Consider the following 17,627-nt stretch of genomic DNA (forward strand, 5'->3'; position numbering starts at 1 on the left):
TTACACAGAACCAGTGGCTACCTAGTAGCCTCTTCTCAATAGTCTCTACCCATCTGTCCGAGGGTTAATATACAGGCATGTGGCTGAGTAGCATACCATCACTACTGAGAGCTTGTGCCTGCCTGTCTGGCTGGAATACCAACTCATTACTGCGCCTCGGAGGTATTATGAAAGAAAAATGGCTTATGGCGCTTGCATCCGAATGGGATGATGTAAAGCCGCTGATAACCACAGCACTCGAATCCGGTTTCGACTGTGTGGTCGTGAGCAGAGATCATATCGAGCTTGTGAGGGAGCTCGGCAGCATTAGGATCGCATGCTTCGGTCGCGAGCGTGGATCCGAGGACCTTCTGATCATGGACACATCTGTGCCCAGAGAGAATCAGATCAAGAGTGTCGAGAAGATCGGCAGGCCCATCGGGGGTTATGTTGAGATACGCTCCAAGGAGGATGAGCTCTTCGCCACAGAGCTCGGCAAACATGTTGACTACCTCCTCGTTGTCGGAACTGACTGGAAGGTCATACCTCTGGAGAACATGATCGCAGCGCTCCAGGGCTATGATTGCAAGATAATAAGCTGTGTGCGCTCCTCAGAGGAGGCAGAGGTCGCCCTCTCCACGCTCGAGCACGGCGCTGATGGCGTGCTTCTTGATACCAGAGACCCCTCCGAGATCAAACGCGTACAGGCAGCTGCAGAGCGCCTTGGGATGAGCAGAATAGATTTGAAAACCGCGACCGTTGTCGCTGTCAAGCCTGTCGGCATGGGCGACAGGGTATGCGTCGATACCTGCAGTCTCATGCGGAGAGGGGAGGGCATGCTTGTGGGCTCGCAGTCGAGAGCGTTCTTCCTTGTGCAGAGCGAGGCGGAGGAGAGCCCGTATGTTGCAGCCAGGCCATTCCGCGTGAACGCCGGAGCAGTCCATGCGTACATACGGGTTGGAGATAAAACCAGGTACCTCTCAGAGCTCAAGAGCGGTGATGAGGTCACCATTGTGGATAAGGACGGGATGACGAGGAGTGCGGTCGTCGGCAGGGTCAAGATCGAGCGAAGGCCGATGATCCTTGTTGAGGCAGAGGTCGATGGCGAGAGGGTGAGCACGCTGCTGCAGAATGCAGAGACGATAAAGCTCGTATCCCATGATGGAACCCCGATATCGGTGGCAGAGCTGAAGCCTGGTGATAAGGTTCTCGTGCATGTTGAGACCAGCGCGAGGCACTTCGGCATGAGCATCGAGGAGACGATAATCGAGAGATGACCCTCCGAGATGCTGTTAATACGGAGGGGGCATGAGATATGTGCCTAAGAGAGCTTGATCTTAACGGGCTGAGAATCAAAACCCCCGCGATTGTCGCCTCGCTCGGGGCAGATGCAGAGCGCGTAGCGAGCAGGGCCGAGTCAGAGGGGGCGGACATCATAGAGGTGCGCCTCGATCTTCTCGCGGATCCTGATGTGATAAGAGACATAAGGTCAACAGTATCGCTGCCGCTGATAGCCACGAACCGCATCGCATCCGAGGGCGGCTCCTTCCGTGGATCGGAGGAGCGGAGGATTAGTATCCTCCGGGATGCCTCGCGCTTCTCAGATATCATCGACATCGAGCTGATGGCGCCAGGCAGAGACATGCTCCTGAAGAACATCTCATGCCCAGCTCTGATATCGTACCATGACTTCAGCGGCGTGCCTGACAACCTTAAATCCATCATAGAGGACGCAATGCGTGCAGGCGCCGACTTGGTGAAGATAGCCGTCACCCCACACTCCATGCAGGAGGCGCTTGCTATCCTGAGGATCCTTTTGGATGTAGATTGCCCATTATGCATAATAGGCATGGGCGCGGTTGGCAGACATCTGAGGGCAGTGGCCCCTCTTTATGGATCTCTGCTGACCTATGGATATGTGACAGGTCCCACTGCGCCAGGGCAGATGAGCGTCAGAGAGCTGGACACTGCTCTCAGGTGCCTGGGCGCGAGATGATGCTGAAGTGCGATCCACATATCCTCTGAAAAGTGTATATGAAAGGAGGGAGCAAAAGTCGTTGGGATGTAGGAGGGAGGAAAAATGGTACGACTTTTGCCACATGCACTTACGTCTATAGTCGAATATAAATCTTTCGGTTGTGTGAGAGGATCTGTCCGGATAAAAGCTGTGGCCGGAAATCTGGATCTTCCCCTCTTCTGCACATCATCATAAACACCTAATCCTTATTCGGACACGTCCGCGTGTGGATGTTATCCCCAGGAACTTTCTAAGCCTGTACCAAAATCTGGATCACGAGCCCGAACTGAATTAGCCTGCTGAACCGGATGCCTCAAGACGGGATAGTTCGTAAGTGTGATTGAGCGATACTGTTTTCAATACGAGTATACAACCCTCGCTAATTCGTGATGGAGTAGCAGGGTGCAAAATCCAATCTTCAGGAGAGGAGGACACATTTTCCCAGGACCTCATGATTTGTCAGATGGGACTGCAGGGCATCAGTCAGTAGCATACTGCAGAGACACTTCTTGATGAAAAGCAGAGAATCCACCTGATCTCGCCTCTTTTAAACCAATGTAAAAGCCCAAGATAAAAAATGTTTGGTATATATCATGAACATCGGCTACAGCGGATTGGATCAGAGCAAAGCGGATATGATCATGGCCAAGCACGCTATTACAAGAAGACCTATCCAGCATGGAAATACATTTTTCATTTTATCACAGACCTCCCACAGTACATTGTCTTTTGTACAAAAAGGTATTTAGACTTTTTGGAAAATGTGTGTGAATCGATTAGATAAAGGTCTCTGAATAACTGAATACCCATCCCTGCGACCAGGCAGTAATTTTCAGAATGAGGTAGAGGTGATTGATGGGTGGTTGTACAGAGATTGCCTTTCTGACGATTCTACCCCATGAGCATTACGAAATATCCCGTCTAGAGGCGATCGAGGAACAAGCGAAAACAGTTAAATCCGATCCCCTCAACCTTGGATCCGTATGCCTGAGCCTCAGAAGACGCAGGATCTCGTCTCCGTGGAGGTCAGTGGTCTCAGCGCATCACTGCTTATAACACACGGCTCGATAAGCATCTGGTTCGGGAGGAGCGCAACCCCCTCGCTGGTATCCCGGGTCATAAGAACCATCGCAAGGATCGACTGCGCTACAGAGCACGAGAGGGTGATACTCTGCGACTTCAATGAGATAAGCGATTTTGAGGGCAGGGGGTATGTTCTGACATCGTATGCGCGAAGCGGCGATATGTACAGGGCCATATTCGTCGTTCCGTTTTCCAGGGAAGATGCCCTCGATCTCTTCATCGATTCGATCCTCGATGCAATATCAAAGGGAGATATCAGCGTGAGCCTGCGCTGGCGTGGCGGCCCTGTACGGATGAGGGCTCTCTGCGAGGAGCTCAAAAGGCTGAACTACTTCACGAGATTCATATCAAACTACAGGACAGATGAGTGATTATGATGAGATTTGCAAAGCACATAACGGAGATTGAGAGCTCTGGTATAAGGAAATGTTTTGATGGCGTCGGACCTGGCGCGGTAAACCTGAGCATTGGTCAGCCAGATTTCGACACGCCCGGGCACATAAAAGAAGCCGCAATCAAAGCGATCGAGCAGGGGATGACGGGATACACACCAAACCTGGGAATACCGGAGCTGAGAGCTGCGATATGCGAGAAGCTCAGGCGCGAGAATGGACTGACATTCTCTCCGGATCAGATAATGGTGACATCTGGCGCAAGTGAGGCTCTCTTTCTGGCCATCGCTGCTGTCACATCACCAGGTGATGAGGTGCTGATGCCGGATCCGGGATTCGTTTCATACAGACCGCTGGTCCAAGCTGCCAATGGACGTCCGGTTGGTGTGCACCTCGATCATGAGTTGAAGCTCTCTGTCGATACGGTCGCGGAGCACATCACGCCAAAGACTAGCGCGATCATAGTGAACTCGCCCGCAAACCCAACAGGCGCAGTCCAGTCGGAGAGCGAGATCAGGGGCCTGGCAGAGCTCGCCGATGATAAAGGAATAGCGCTCATCTCTGATGAGGTCTATGAGCACTTCATATACGAGGGGGAGCACGTCAGCCCCGCCAGGTACGGTGAGAATGTCATAACAGTGAACGCGGTCTCGAAGACATATGCCATGACAGGATGGAGGCTCGGCTACCTGGCTGCACCTCCAGAGGCGATCGATGTTATGCTTAAGATCCACCAGTACATCCAGGCATGTGCATCATCCATATCACAGGCAGCTGCGCTTGCAGCCATAACCGGTCCACAGGATTGCGTGAGGGAGATGAGAGAGAGCTTCCGCAGGCGGAGGGATATGATGATACGCGGTCTTCGAGATCTCGGCTTGGATCTGGTGGTTCCAAAGGGCGCGTTTTACATTTTCCCCCGGGTCGGGGATGGAGATGAATTCGCGGCCAGGCTGGGTGCAGCAGGTGTCATAACTGTGCCCGGATCTGCATTCGGAGTGAACGGAAAGCCACATATACGGATATCATACGCCGTGTCCGAGGATAACCTGAGGCTCGCACTGGAGAGGATGAAGGAGGTGGTCTGACAGGAGCCGCACTCCGCTCGCAGCAGTATCGAGACGGCCTCTGCAGGCTAAATCTGAGGATTGCAGGGCGCAAACTCCAATCTTCAGGAGAGAAGGTCGCGAGCAAAGCAACATCACCTCGCACAGCCGGCAGCTTCGGGCATGGGCTTTGAGCAAGGCTGCCACTCAGTGCAGCAGCTTCACCCTTATCTTCCCGAAGTCCTCCTTAATCTCAACGGCGAATCCCATCCCCCTGAGGATCTCCTCGACCTCGGTCCTGACGAACTTCTTGCTCAGATCGGAGGAGAGTATCAACGTGTATTCGGTATCTGATGTCCTGCTCAGCTTGAAGAGGTTGCACGCCTCGAGTCTTCTGAGAATAACATCTGCGTTGTAGAGCCTGTGTCTGAACTGCTCCGCGTGAGCCCTGCACACATCCCTGTGCTTCTCCCAGAACGCCTCTGCATCAGGGTGAGAATCGATGAAGCTGAGAAAGAGGAGCCAGTGGTCTATATCGAGTATCACGTGTTCTCCTGCCGAGAGCATCTCAGCATGTGTGTACAGCTTTTTATCCTCCACTGTTGCGAATATGCCCCTGTGGCGGCTGTAGAACCTCAGCGCCTCTCTCATCATCTCGCTCTGAGAGACGCCGAGCTCGTCCCTGAGCTTCCTGAAGAGCCTGGCGGTCTCCTCGTCCATGGATATCGTTATCCTCTCAGGTGCCTTCATGGTACCTCCAGTCGTGGCATCTCATACTTCATTATCCGGCATGCTTCTGCCATTACAATCAGGACAGCCTGCATCTCTTTCAATCGAGATCTCATCCATCTGAGCACATCTCCCATCCCATATGAGGAGTCTGTTGAGGAGCAGCTCGCCGACGCCTGTGAGCATTTTAATCGCTTCCGTCGCCTGGATCGAGCCTATGATGCCGCATGTCGCGCCTATGACAGGTGGTGCATCCCGCGGCGGTGGCCTGGGGAATACGCATCTCAGGCACGCGGTTCTTCCTGGAATTATTGTGGTAACCTGGCCGTCTAAGCCGGAGACGGCACCGTGGACCAAAGGCAGACCATGCTTGAGCGCAGCCGAGTTCAGGATGTACCTGACCTCGAAGCTGTCCATGGCATCGACTATGAGATCGATGTCATCCACAAGATCATCTATGCTGCTCTCCGATATGCAGATGTCCACACCCTCAACCTCGATCGTGGGGTTCAGAGAGCGCAGAGTCTCCTCAGCCGAAACCGCCTTGCGGACACCTGGAATGCGATGCAGTATCTGCCGGTTGAGGTTGCTGAGATCGACGATGTCAGAGTCCACAATTCTTATGCGACCAACACCGGCTGCCGCCAGATAGTATGATGATACAGAACCAAGGCCGCCAGCCCCCGCGATTAGGACTCCTGATCTCCTCAGGCGCTCCTGCCCCTCTATTCCAAGAAGAGGGATCTGCCTGGAGTACCTGGCCACCTCCGCCTCGGTGAGCATGACCCTCTCCTGTGCACGATTAACATGATGTCTCATCAACCTGCGATGAGCAGCCTGATGAGATCGTTCCCCTCGATCATTCCATAACCCCCCTCAGATGCTGAGATCTCGTCGAATGCATCCACAGAATCCACACATACCCCAGATCCCGCGATCGCAAACGGCACCGGGTCTGTGGAATGTGTTCTTATCTCTATGGGCGTGGGGTGATCCGGGAGAAGAAGCACGCGCCACGCCTCTCCAGATCTTTCAAGACCATGGATCATGGGGCCCACGACCCTTTCGTCAAAGAGCTCTATAGCTCTTATTTTCTGTTCCACATCTCCAGAGTGAGCGGCCTCATCCGGCGCCTCGATGTGAAGATAGACCAGGTCCACTGAGCCGAGAGCTTCGAGCGCTGCCCTGACCTTGCCAGCATAGTTGGTATCGATCGTGCCCGTTGCCCCGGGAACATCAATCACGCGCCATCCAGCGCAGACGCCCAGCCCTTTGAGGAGATCGACCGCTGAGATCACTGCGCCTTTCAACCCGTAGATCTCATGGAACCTGGGCATCGACGGCGCCGGCCCCTGGCCCCAGAGCCAGATCATATTCGCGGGCTTCAAACCCATGCTCACACGCCTGCGGTTTACAGGATGCTCCTCCAGCAGAGGCCTGGCTCTCTCCATGATGTCTATGAGGATATGCGCATCATCCCCTCTGGGAAGATGATCTGATATGGGTTTGCCCATTATATCATGAGGCGGTGTGCAAACAGCATCCCTGCATACCTTTAAAACCACGATGTTCCTGTAGCTCACCCCAGGATATATCCTGCCGCCTGGTATAACCTTCTTCAGGGATTCTGCTATCTCAGCGCCCTCCTCAGATGTGATGTGTCCGGCGCTGTAGTCGTCCATGATGCCATCCATCACTGTGACGAAATTGCATCTGAACGCGACCTCCTTCTCCCCAAGAGGTATCCGCATCGCAGCAGCCTCTAGAGGGGCCCTCCCTGTGTAATACCTCCTCGGATCATAACCCATTATGGAGAGGTTTGCGACATCGCTTCCAGGGGTCATGCCCTCAGGTACTGTCCGGGCGAGGCCGCACCGCCCTATGCGCGCGATGGAATCCATGTTTGGCTTGCGTGCGACCTGCAGGGGTGTCCTCCCGCCCAGTGCTTCCATCGGCCAGTCGGCCATTCCATCTCCGAGAAGCACAACGTACTTCACGATGAATCACTCGCTTCTCTTCGATTCCATCTCAGCGAGGTGTTTGTTCAGGACCTTTGCGAGCGTGTTGAGCTTGCTCCTGCCACATGTCGCGCCTCTTGTAACTCCGGTGACGATGTCCACAACAGTCCCCATTGTGGCCTGCTTGCTCTTCGGTGGCATGACGACCCGCGTCTTCACACCCTCCTTGGCGAAATCCTCGAAGTCAACGGGACACTGTGATACGACGACCGCAGGAATATCCACATACGCGAGGATGTCTCTGGTCTTGTAGATGACATGCGACTTCACGTTGCCGAGATGTATCACAGCTATCTTGTGCCTCTGTATCTGCTCGATCTCCTTAGGGGTCAAACCGAACGTGGGGCCGTAGCCCCTCGACGCCTGCGGAAAAGAGTCCGGAACGCCTGTTCCAGCCTCGAGAACCAGAACGCTCGTCTGTATTCCCTCCCTTCTCAGACCGTAGGTTATCTCACAGACGGGTTTTGTAATATGCCTCCTGCCGGGGGACATCGCAATCGCTATAACATCCGGCCTCGCCGCCTCTGAGAGAGTGCCCCTCTGCGCAAGCCCGCCGCCCTTCGCCAGGCCCATGCTCTCCCTGCAGTCCACGACCTGGGTCTGCCTGCCGATCATGCATCAGACTCTGAGCTCAATGCTGATATAGTCTTTGCTTTGTAGGCGTATCGTGGTCTCCTCTTCGCCATGAAGAGCAAAATTTGGCCCCTGCACCTCTTTGTCACGCTCGGCGGCCGGATGCTATGAACTCGCAGGATGTATTTTTGGCTATCCAGCATTTACATGCCCTTGTATCAAAGAGCTGAACAATGGAATACCGGCTGCACATAAGCCTGCAAAGCGGGCACTCTGTGGATCTCAGCATGCACACAACCGAGCAACTTGACATTCTCTCCTGAAGATTGGAGTTTGCGCCCTGCAACTCTCTATCACAACATTGATCGCCGCTTGGCCTCGAGCCTCTCCTCCCTGAGCCGCTCAGCCCTGTACTCCTCAATGATGCTTCTGAGCCGCTCAGCCCTCTTCTCCGCCTCATACGCCCTTCTCTGCTCCGCCCATCTCTCCTTCGCGGCTTTCAGCATCTCAGGATCAACGAATGATATCCCATCTATCGTCTTTATTGAGAGTTCGTCTGCGCTGAGCACAGGAAGGGACTTCTCCATGAAGTACTCCATCATCCTCTGAGGCATCTCCTTCAAGACGACCACAGCCTCAACCTCAAGATCTGCGATGAGATCTGCTGTGTTCGGGCCGCCGCCCGAGGGATCCTGGAGCAGTATGAGATCTCCCCGTCCTATGGACCACTTGCTTCTCGCGGAGAGGATCGCCTCCTTTGAGAAGACTGGAACTGGCTTCAACTTCCTGTATCCTGCCATCGCCTCTATCCGCTCCGCCTTCCGGATCCTCTTCGCCTCTGATCTGAGTCTCCGCATGCGTTTCCTCTCAGCTCTCAGCAGGTTTCTGAGCCGTTCTATCTCCTTGTCCCTTATCCGGATCTCGTGGTCGCGTTTCATCTCTCTGTATGCTCTGTCCTGCAGCTTCTCCAGCTGTCCCTTCAACTCCGAGATCTCTTTATCTTTTGAGGAGATCTCAGCCCTGAGATCCTCCACATACTCCCTGAGGTTTCTGACCTGCTCTGTCAGAAGCCTCAGCTCCTCAGGCCTCGGCGGTGGGATCTGCGGAGGCTCTTCAGCTGACGCCACAGGCATCTCATCCGACTCCAGAAGCTCAGCCATCGCCTTCTCGATGGAGTAACCCCTCACCACAAGCGCCTTCACCTCGTCCGGATTCACATCCCGCGAGACCTTCTTCTCCACCTGGCTGAACTTGTTTCTGTATTTTTTGAATGCGCTCATCGCTGCTGCAAGCGCATCCCTCTCGTGATCGTTCCTGTAGTCGAAGGGCCTGGCAAGCATGATCTTATCCTCGGCTGCCAGATCTTCACCTGGGGAGTAAAGGACCGCGTTGAATGCCCGCTTTATCTTCTCCACGGCCCCAGGGGCTGGAGAAACATCCGTAGCCACTATCAGAGGCCTCCCACGGGCTGCTATCCACTCGATAACATCCGAGGAGGACATAGTTCTGGCAGAGATGAGATCGACGAGCTCTCCCCTGAGATTGAGGGCTGCAATCCCAGTTGTGGTCCCGGGATCCATGCCAACAATTAGATAGTCCCTGCGCTGCTGCAGGGGAACAAACTGTAAACGCTGCCGCGGGATTGGTGCAACCCGTATCTGGACGTCCCCCCTCGAGCTGGAATGCACCGGTACCCTCTCCCTGGGCGCCTCGACCATGAACTCGCATCTGATATAACCGCCAAGCCCCTCCACAGCCTTCATCGTAAACTCGAGACCGCTCTCTTTGAGACGCTGTTCGATATCCCTGGAGATGAGCTTCACGTTTCCGTGGATCTTCCTGGAGTACCTGTTCTGGCTCCACCCACCCCTTCCGGGAGAGCGCCTCCGGCTCACCTTTATCCAAGTCCTGTTCTCGAAAACGGAGACTGCGCACCCGATGCCCTTTGCGGCAAGGCGTGCACATGCCTCAGCCTCATGCATGGGATTCAATCGATCAAAAGCTATGCCATGCCACCTCGCCACCTTCACAAGCGGCTCCGGATGATCCCCGCCAGTCACCTGGACGATTCTTGTGCCTGGCGGGAACAGCCTCATGAGGGCTGTGAGCTCGTTCCTGTCTGAAGCGAGCTCAAAGATGTTATCCACCGCTATGATATCCGGCTTCTTCTCTCTTATAAATCGGATGAGCTTCTGCCTGCTGACCATCTCATAGCAGTAGCTGCTCTCCCCCTCTATCACAAACAGCGCATAGCTCGGCTGACTCCTGCTCCTTGGGGAGCCGCTGGCGATATCCACACCGAATATCCTATTCTCCATCATCAACCTTTATCTTTCGGATGACCTCTTCTGGTTCCAGATCTATTTTATATCTGCGCTTAAAGTATTTCAGTATGTTGGAGATGTCCCTGTTGAGAAGCTCCTCCGCGCTCTCATGGTCACTCCCGACCGCCTGGGGCCAGTCGATTATGATTATGTCATCCGCCACAATTACGTTGTACTCACTCATGTCTGCGTGTATCACTCCGAGCCTGTATGCCTTGCCGATCTCCTCCAGGATTCTGTTGAGATAGAATGCGGGATCATCGAGATCGGTCTTCGTGAGAAGCACCCCTGGAACCCTCTCCATCACAACCGCATGCCTGCTCCGAGCGATAGGCTTAGGAACGGAGACATGTGGGTAGAGCTTCCTCATCACATCAAACTCAGTTCTGGCCGCAAGAGCTGCAGCATAGATCCATGCAACCTTAGGCCTGTCCCTGAGATAGTCCCTGACCCTTCTCACCCTGGAGAAGCTGGTCCTCCCCTCCCGGTGGAATTTTATAACCAGCGGAATATCATCGAGGGCCTCGTAGACGACAGACTCCTTGCCAACGCCCAGCCTGTCGCCGAGTGACGCCACGAAGCCTCTCCTGACGAGATCGTGAAGCGCGAGAAGATCGTATGCTGCAAACTCGATCTGGTAACCCTCGTATGGAACATTCGTGTGTGCGACGAGCTTTCTGTCTGAGAGCAGCCTGAGGTAATAATCTGCCTTCGAGGCCGGTATGCCGGAGATGGCTGAGATCTCCTCGATGGGCACCCATTCCCGCCGGCGCATTCCGGCCTCGATGGCTCTAAGTAGGGTCACATCCTCAGATCTGAGGCTCAGAAACCGCTCTGCCAGCTGTATCACGATGGTATCTTCGTCTTCTCCGGCTAAATCCCTTTGCCTGTGTATGAGAGCCATCTGCTCTCAAGATCGTCCGAGTTCATCGTCTCTATAACGTAGTCTGCGAACTCCCTGCCTGTTGCCCCTCCAGGCCTGCCGGTCATCACCAGTTTCTTCTCGAACTGACCGCAGATGTCCAGAGCCATCTCGAGCTTCCTCGCCTTGTCAATCATCCCGACATGGCGGAGCAGCATGGTCGAGGCGCGCATGATGCTCGATGGATCCGCGTACTGCGCCCGCCCCTCCTGGACCATCCTAGGTGCTGAGCCGTGGATGGCCTCGAACATGGCGTATCTTTTACCTATATTCGCGCTTCCTGCTGTCCCCACTCCTCCCTGGAACTCAGCTGCCTCATCAGTGAGTATGTCCCCGTAGAGATTCGGGAGAACTATGACCCTGAAATCCCGTCTCCTCTTCGTATCAACGAGCTTTGCAGCCATTATATCAACAAACCAGTCGTCGAAGGTTATCTCAGGGTACTCTTTCGATATCGCCCTCGCGATCTCGAGGAACTTCCCATCTGTTGTCTTCACGACATTCGCCTTCGTCACAACAGATACCCTGTTGATATTGTTCCTCCTCGCATAATCAAATGCGAGCCGTATTATCCGCTCGGAGCCCTGAGTGGTTATGACCTTGAAGTCCACCGCGAGATCGTCGGTTACATTGAATCCCTTGCTTCCCAGGACGTACTCGCCCTCGGTGTTCTCCCTGAAGAAAACCCAGTCTATGCCCTCTGAGGGTATGGAGACAGGCCTCACGTTTGCGAAGAGGTCAAGCTCGCGGCGCATCGCCACGTTTGCGCTCTCCAGGTTGGGCCAGGGGTCGCCTTTCTTCGGGGTTGTGAGCGGCCCCTTGAGTATAACGTGGCACTTCTTCAGGGCATCAAGAGCATCGTCAGGGAGGGCCTTCATCGCCCTTGCCCTCTCCTCTATGCTGAGCCCCTCTATCTTTCGGAACTCAACATCTCCGCGCTCTAGTTCGTCCCTAAGAAGGCTCTGGAGAACCCTTATGGCCTCGCCTGTTATGTAAGGGCCGATTCCATCACCATCGACGTATCCTATGACAAGGGGCTTCAGGCTGCTGTAGTCTATCCAATCGCCGGCAGCCTTCATCTGCTCCACCCTGGCAAGCTGCTCCTCCAGAAGCCTGCCAAAATGCTCCTTCGCCCTCTCAATGGCCTCTTTCTGGTTCATAGCAAAACCGTAATTATGCGATATCAGATCAAGCTTTTCATCACCGACTATGTGCACGAGAGTGAAGCTGTTACAGAGGGATGGCATCGTGGACCGGAGATGTAAGGAGATCTACTTCAGGTCTGCCACCCATGTTCATCTGGGTCCATACCATGAGACCCCAGCCAGCCCAGAAGACCTCTTATAACCGGTGATGAATCTCATTTCATGCGCGTTGGAGTGATCACCAGAGGCAAGTACGGAGAACGGCTCATAGATACGATATTGAGACACACGGACTTCGATGTGGTGCATGCAGCTGTTCCGGAGACGCTCCCTGGCTTCATCGAGGATCCGGATGAGTTTCTCAGGAGCATAGACCTAAATGAGGACGTTTTCAGCTCAGATCTGATTGTCATGTACACACTCCATCCGGATCTGACTCCGGCGATAGCGAGAATTGCAGGGGAGCGTGGGGTGAAGGCGCTTCTAATCCCGGGAGGCATCGGAAGGGCTGGCTCGATAGAGGAGCTGCGCAGCATCTCGGAGAGATACAACGTTTACATAGAGGTGGATGAGATCTGCTGCACCCTCGAGAAGGTCGGGGTGGATGCTGTGGATCAGTTCGCAGAGCATCTAGGAAGGCCGGAGCTGAGGGTCGAGCTGAACAGCGGCAGGATCGGCAGAGTGGATGTGGTTCGCGGATCCCCATGCGGCAGCACATGGCATGTCGCACGCGAGCTCATCGGGAAGAGCGTCGCCGAGGCGCCTTCTCTCGCGGGCCTCGCATGCCAGCAGTACCCGTGCAGGGCCGTGCGCGGCACGCCTGGCGGTATTCACACATCCGGAGATCTGCACAAGAACGCGATGGAGCGCGCTCTGGGCATGCAATCAGAGCTCATCCTTCCAAAACAGTCGAGGCCGATCAGGATACGGGGTGGCGTTGTTGAGACGTTGTGATGTGGTGAAGGCAACTGAAGCGGTTGCATGCAAATCACAGATCTCGCTGCCCGGATGGGTCGTTCGCTTAATAGAAAATGCCCTTCGCAGTGAGAGGAGCGAGATAGCCAGGTACCATTTGAATGCAATACTGAACAACATACGGATCGCTGAAGCTGATGCGCGCCCGGTATGCCAGGACACCGGCCTCCCCGTCTTTCACGTGGAGATCGGGGAGGGATGCTCGTTCGACTTCAACCTGTGGGAGGCGATCGCTGAGGGAGTGACGATCGCGACCAGAAAGGGCATGTTGAGATCGAATGTGGTGGATCCGCTGAGCAGGTTGAACACAGGGGACAACACAGGCCCTGGCATGCCGTATCTCATCGTGGATCATGTCACAGGAGATTCGCTCAGGATAACCGCATTCCCGAAGGGAGCGGGCTCCGAGAACATGAGCTTTTTGGGGATGCTCAATCCCGCAGACGATCCATTTGAATACATTTTAGAGAACCTCGCGGAGCGGGTATCGAACGCCTGCCCGCCTGTGTTTGTTGGAATAGGGATTGGCGGGACATTCGACCAGGCTGCGGCTCTCGCGAAGCGTGCGATCATCGGCCTTCCCGGAGAGAGCAAGGAGGAGCTGCTGCTTCTCAAAAGAATCAACGATCTCGGGATTGGTCCTATGGGTCTTGGAGGTGACACCACCGCTCTTGGCGTGAAGATAGAGAGGGCGTTCTGCCACACCGCATCACTGCCTGTGGCTGTCAACCTCCAGTGCTGGGCGAACAGAAGGGCGACTGCCAGAGTGACGGAGGATGGATGGAGCATAGAGTGAGATCCCCTCTCAGTGAGGGAGATGTATCAAAACTCTCTGCCGGCGACATCGTCTGGCTGAGCGGTGTTATTTATACCGCAAGAGATAAGGCTCACCAGAGGCTCGGAGAGGTGAAATTCGATCTCAGGGGAGGGGTGATATACCACTGCGGGCCGCTCATAAGAGACACGACTGTTGTATCAGCAGGCCCGACGAGCAGCGTGCGTCTGGCGCGCTATACTCCACAGGTCCTCGATCTCGGGGTGAGATGCATCATTGGAAAGGGAGGAATGCCCGGAGCTGCAGAGCTCATGAGAGGGAGGGCTGTATACCTCGCCTATCCCGGTGGATGTGGAGCGGCTGCAGCGAGATCTCTGAGCGTCCGAGGGGTGTGTCTTTCAGAGCTTGGAATGGCAGAGGCTGTCTGGGAGTTCGAGGCCACTGACCTCGGCCCCATGGTCGTTGCGATAGACTCCCACGGAAGGGATCTTTACAGAGAGGTGAGAGAATCTGCAAAGAAGCACCTGAAGCGCTGAGATCCGCTGCAAAGGATCTGAGGTACCTCCTGAACAGAGGCTATCCCCCAGGCCCTGCTGTGAGGTTCGTGGCCGATCACTATCGCATTGATAAGGAATACAGAAATATTCTCTCCAGGGCTGTGCTCTCAGATGATGTTGCTCGCTCCAGGAGACTCAAGGCGATCGGCCTCGAGAATCTCATGGGAGGGGTGCTGCATATCGATGGGTACAACGTGCTTATAACCATTGAGAGCATCATCACCGGAGAGGATATCTTCCTATGCGATGATGGTTTTATAAGAGACATGCGCTGTCTTTTCAGGAAATACCGGAGATCCGGGGCCACAGATGAGGCAGTTCAGCTGATGATCGATGTGATATCGAGGGCCAGGCCATCTGATGTTCTTCTGCTCCTGGACAAGCAGATAAGCAGGTCTGGCGAGCTCGCCTCTGATATAGGAGAGGCGTTCTCAGCCGCGGGAATCCCCGGCACAGCGAGGACCGCCAGAGATGTGGACAGAGGTCTGAAGAGTTCATCTGCGGTTGTGGCCACAAGCGACGGCATCATCATAGATCACGTATCCAGCGCGCTGGATATCCCTGCGCTGATAGCAAGAAGGATGATGGTGAAGCCAATCAGGATATAGTGCTCCAGCTGTGTGCACACCGTGAATTTGGGGATTTCGGCGATGATCTCCGATCCCACATCACCCTCTGGCCGCAGGCTCGAATCGCTGAATGGCCCTGATAGAGCTGATTGCTTAGGGCTCTCAGCCCAGCAGTGCCGATTGTCCTCTATATGTATGCCGCCCATTCATCTCCGCTCTTTCCTGTACATCCACATCGCTCCGAGGACCTCCGCAGCCTGCTCTGGCGTGGAGTAAACAGGAATGCCTGCGCGCTCCATTTTTATCGTGTCCTCAATCACGAACTCCTTGGATGCGACGACCGCCAGAATGGGCCTTCCTCTGTAGTCGATTGACCTGAGCGTGTCGATATACGCTCCAAGCATCTCGGTCTGTATGATTACTATAAAGCTCCCAACATCCTCGCTCTTCACTGCGATCTCTATGGTCCTCCTGACCTGATCGGGGGTCTGGTCGAATGTGAAGTCAACTGGGTTCATCCCTGACACGTATTTCGGCAGCACACTGCGAAGCTCTTCCTTCAGATCGGGGGAAAGCTCGGCGAGCCGCATACCATTCATGACTATGGCATCTGCAGCTGCAACTCCCAGAGATCCGGCATAGGAGATCACGAACACCCCGTCGTTGATGGGCAGAGGCTGCTTCGAGAATGCCCTTGCGAGCGCGAACATGTGGTCGTTGTCCCTCGCCCGAATGAGACCAGCCTGCTTGAATACCGCGCTGTAGATCTGGTCGTTTCCTGCAAGTGATGCTGTGTGCGAGGAGACCGCCTTCTTTCCTGCCTCGGTCCTGCCTGTCTTCAGGACCACGATGGGCTTTCTTTTCGAGACCTCCCTGGCGACATCTATGAACCGCCTGCCTCCCTTGACGTCCTCCAGGTACATGCAGACAACGTCTATATTCTCGTCCATTCCGATGGCCTCGAGCATGTCGGTCTCGTTGAGATCGAGCTTGTTCCCGATCGTCGCAATGATACCGAAGTCCAGCACCTTCCTCAGACCCCAGAGGTAGCCCGCTGCATAGACCCCAGCCTGGGCTATGAGCCCCACATTCCCTCTGTTGAGCTCGTCCACGACACCTATCGATTCAACAACTCCGCAGTTCGTGTTTATGATCCCGGAACAATTCGGCCCCAGCAGTCTGCATCCATGCCTTCTCACTATCGACAGGATCTCCCTCTCTATCCTCTTCCCCTCATCCCCAAGCTCTGCGAATCCGGCGGACTCGACTACGATGTACTTTACGCCCGCAGCACAGCAGTCCTGCACGACCTGTGGTGTCATGCCTGCAGGTACGAGCACTACCGCGACATCCACAGGCTCCGGCACGTCCCTTATGCTCGGATACGCCTTCACGCCCTGTACTTCAGCAGCATTTGGATTGACCGGATAGAGCCTTCCCCTGTAACCGTGGGTGAGCAGGTTGTAAAACACGTTCCATCCAAGCTTCCCCTTTGTGTTCGATGCCCCAATCACAGCTATGCTCTGCGGGTAGAAGAGGCCCTTCAGATCACCTGCGCTCTGAGGATGCATAGCTGCTGGTGAGGGAGAGGAGCTGTCGAGTATGATCCTGGCATCCGCTATTGTGTATCCCATGGGGTAGACGAATACAGGGTTGAGGTCCATCTCTTTTATGATTGAATGCTTTTCGACCAGATCCGATACCCTGAGAAGTATGCTCTTGATTGCATCGATATCCCCGGAGATGCCACGGTAGCCCCTGAGCAGCGGGTATCCCCTGATCTCCCGGATCATCGACTCGGCATCCTCCTCAGAGATGGGTATTGATCTGAAGCTCACATCCCTGAGTATCTCCACGAAGACTCCGCCGAGACCGAACATGAGAACTGGCCCGAATGTTGGATCTCTTGTAACCCCAATGATAACCTCTATCCCCGGGCTGGCCATCCTCTGGACCGATACGCCTATCATGCCCCTCTCCCGGAAGATCTTCTCCATCTCGTGATACGCAGATCGCACAGCCTCCGCGCCCTGGAGGTTCAGCCTGACTCCGCCAGCATCTGATTTATGTATGACCTCTTTAGAAAGAACCTTGAGCACAACAGGATAGCCGAGCTGGTTCGCGATTCTCACAGCATCATCGGCGCTCGATGCGAGATGAGCGCCGGTCGTCTCCAGCCCCACGTCCATGAGAATGCGCTTGCTCTCATGCTCCATCAGATACGTCCTTCCCTCCTCAAGCGCCTGTGCGGCTATTTCATCGAAGTTACCGGCCATCTAAGCACCCCCCTTGCCATTTCTGAATGGACGAACACGCCCTGGTGTTGTCAAACATGTATCAACCATCTGGCGAGCATCTTTCACCAAGATATACATTTTGTGTCAAGATGTGACAGACTGTGCAAAAGATCGTATTCAGATGTTCCACAGATCAAAATCGATGATTGCAGCATGTTCCAGCTGGTCTGCGCAGAAGTGGCCGAATATCCAGATAGATGGAAAGTAGCTGGAAACGAGATCTTTA

Annotated in this window: 16 protein-coding genes; 8 read left to right on the plus strand and 8 right to left on the minus strand. The window is 54.6% G+C overall.

Features of this window, described 5'->3' with window-relative positions; all coding sequences use genetic code 11:
• Positions 1 to 167 precede the first annotated feature (167 nt).
• The 4 genes from MTHE_RS02760 to MTHE_RS02775 all read left to right on the plus strand — a co-directional run bounded on the left by MTHE_RS02760 (position 168) and on the right by MTHE_RS02775 (position 4,559).
• Positions 168 to 1,256 (plus strand): 3-dehydroquinate synthase II, encoded by a 1,089-nt coding sequence (locus MTHE_RS02760; protein WP_175265716.1) that lies wholly within the window; start codon positions 168 to 170, stop codon positions 1,254 to 1,256.
• Between the two features lie 38 nt (positions 1,257 to 1,294).
• Complete coding sequence (locus tag MTHE_RS02765) at positions 1,295 to 1,975, plus strand: type I 3-dehydroquinate dehydratase (RefSeq protein WP_011695728.1); 681 nt, start codon at positions 1,295 to 1,297, stop codon at positions 1,973 to 1,975.
• Positions 1,976 to 2,979: 1,004 nt separating this feature from the next.
• Positions 2,980 to 3,450 carry a hypothetical protein gene (locus MTHE_RS02770; protein ID WP_011695729.1) on the plus strand — a complete coding sequence of 157 codons (471 nt, stop codon included), beginning with the start codon at positions 2,980 to 2,982 and terminating at the stop codon, positions 3,448 to 3,450.
• A gap of 5 nt (positions 3,451 to 3,455) precedes the next feature.
• The gene (locus MTHE_RS02775; RefSeq protein WP_011695730.1) at positions 3,456 to 4,559 is read left to right on the plus strand and encodes a pyridoxal phosphate-dependent aminotransferase; all 1,104 of its coding nucleotides are present in this window, start codon (positions 3,456 to 3,458) and stop codon (positions 4,557 to 4,559) included.
• Positions 4,560 to 4,724: 165 nt separating this feature from the next.
• Here the strand turns inward: MTHE_RS02775 and MTHE_RS02780 are convergent, their stop codons facing one another.
• The 7 genes from MTHE_RS02780 to MTHE_RS02810 form a co-directional block, all read right to left on the minus strand.
• On the minus strand, positions 4,725 to 5,267 hold the full coding sequence (locus MTHE_RS02780; protein ID WP_011695731.1) for a ribbon-helix-helix protein, CopG family: 543 nt from the start codon (positions 5,265 to 5,267) through the stop codon (positions 4,725 to 4,727).
• Between the two features lie 21 nt (positions 5,268 to 5,288).
• On the minus strand, positions 5,289 to 6,029 hold the full coding sequence (locus MTHE_RS02785; protein ID WP_011695732.1) for a HesA/MoeB/ThiF family protein: 741 nt from the start codon (positions 6,027 to 6,029) through the stop codon (positions 5,289 to 5,291).
• A gap of 35 nt (positions 6,030 to 6,064) precedes the next feature.
• Entirely contained in the window at positions 6,065 to 7,243 is a 1,179-nt protein-coding gene (locus MTHE_RS02790; RefSeq protein ID WP_011695733.1) for a cofactor-independent phosphoglycerate mutase, read from the minus strand.
• Positions 7,244 to 7,249: 6 nt separating this feature from the next.
• A complete protein-coding gene (gene mcrC, locus MTHE_RS02795) occupies positions 7,250 to 7,879 on the minus strand; it encodes a methyl-coenzyme M reductase I operon protein C (protein ID WP_011695734.1) in 630 nt (209 codons plus the stop codon).
• A 311-nt stretch (positions 7,880 to 8,190) separates the two neighbouring features.
• Complete coding sequence (locus MTHE_RS02800) at positions 8,191 to 10,155, minus strand: DUF460 domain-containing protein (RefSeq protein ID WP_011695735.1); 1,965 nt, start codon at positions 10,153 to 10,155, stop codon at positions 8,191 to 8,193.
• Positions 10,145 to 11,011 carry an RIO1 family regulatory kinase/ATPase domain-containing protein gene (locus tag MTHE_RS02805; protein WP_011695736.1) on the minus strand — a complete coding sequence of 289 codons (867 nt, stop codon included), beginning with the start codon at positions 11,009 to 11,011 and terminating at the stop codon, positions 10,145 to 10,147. The genes MTHE_RS02800 and MTHE_RS02805 overlap by 11 nt, the downstream gene beginning before the upstream one ends.
• 23 nt (positions 11,012 to 11,034) lie before the next feature.
• The gene (locus MTHE_RS02810) at positions 11,035 to 12,243 is read right to left on the minus strand and encodes an isocitrate/isopropylmalate family dehydrogenase (protein ID WP_175265718.1); all 1,209 of its coding nucleotides are present in this window, start codon (positions 12,241 to 12,243) and stop codon (positions 11,035 to 11,037) included.
• 207 nt (positions 12,244 to 12,450) lie between these two features.
• Between MTHE_RS02810 and MTHE_RS02815 the strand changes: the two genes are divergently transcribed.
• The 4 genes from MTHE_RS02815 to MTHE_RS09080 are packed head-to-tail and all read left to right on the plus strand — an operon-like array spanning position 12,451 to position 15,143.
• Positions 12,451 to 13,182 (plus strand): DUF166 domain-containing protein, encoded by a 732-nt coding sequence (locus tag MTHE_RS02815; RefSeq protein ID WP_011695738.1) that lies wholly within the window; start codon positions 12,451 to 12,453, stop codon positions 13,180 to 13,182.
• On the plus strand, positions 13,160 to 13,999 hold the full coding sequence (locus MTHE_RS02820) for a fumarate hydratase (protein WP_217417067.1): 840 nt from the start codon (positions 13,160 to 13,162) through the stop codon (positions 13,997 to 13,999). The genes MTHE_RS02815 and MTHE_RS02820 overlap by 23 nt, the downstream gene beginning before the upstream one ends.
• Positions 13,984 to 14,514 (plus strand): fumarate hydratase C-terminal domain-containing protein, encoded by a 531-nt coding sequence (locus tag MTHE_RS02825; protein WP_011695740.1) that lies wholly within the window; start codon positions 13,984 to 13,986, stop codon positions 14,512 to 14,514. The genes MTHE_RS02820 and MTHE_RS02825 overlap by 16 nt, the downstream gene beginning before the upstream one ends.
• Before the next feature lie 29 nt (positions 14,515 to 14,543).
• Positions 14,544 to 15,143, plus strand: coding sequence for a DUF434 domain-containing protein (locus MTHE_RS09080; RefSeq protein WP_232840912.1), 600 nt, complete (start codon positions 14,544 to 14,546; stop codon positions 15,141 to 15,143).
• 167 nt (positions 15,144 to 15,310) lie between these two features.
• On the opposite strand, the gene MTHE_RS02835 is transcribed toward MTHE_RS09080, so the two are convergent.
• Positions 15,311 to 17,380, minus strand: coding sequence for an acetate--CoA ligase family protein (locus MTHE_RS02835; RefSeq protein WP_011695742.1), 2,070 nt, complete (start codon positions 17,378 to 17,380; stop codon positions 15,311 to 15,313).
• Between the last annotated feature and the right edge of the window lie 247 nt (positions 17,381 to 17,627).

The organism is Methanothrix thermoacetophila PT, assembly GCF_000014945.1.
Classification (GTDB): Archaea; Halobacteriota; Methanosarcinia; order Methanotrichales; family Methanotrichaceae; genus Methanothrix_B; species Methanothrix_B thermoacetophila.